Origin of the sequence: Streptomyces sp. NPDC048612 (assembly GCF_043199295.1) — a bacterium.
Classification (GTDB): domain Bacteria; phylum Actinomycetota; class Actinomycetes; order Streptomycetales; family Streptomycetaceae; genus Streptomyces.
Map to the genome: position 1 here is coordinate 1 of NZ_JBICVV010000006.1, position 366 is coordinate 366.

Below are 366 nucleotides of genomic sequence, written 5' to 3' on the forward strand. Positions count from 1 at the left end.
ATTTCACTGACCCGCACGTTTTTGTCTGACCCGCCGTGGTGGTTTCTCGCCGTTGCGCCTGCGGCGGGCGGGTGGGTGTCGGGTGCGGTGACGGGCCTCGGGGGCTGGGTTTCCGGACTGCTTCGCTTTACGTCCGGAAACCCTGCCCCTCCGGCCCGTCCCCTCCCGTGGGAGGAGTGACTACAGGTGAGTGGGGGCGGGCGTCGCATCACTGCTCTTCACCACGCGCACCCGACCAGCCGCATAAGCCCCCACCCACCGTCTTTCCCACCCACCAACGGGAGGGGACGGGCCGGAGCGGGTGGGGGGGGGGGGGCGGGAAACCCCCCCGACACGCCCCACCCCCCCCCCCCCCGCCCGCCACCC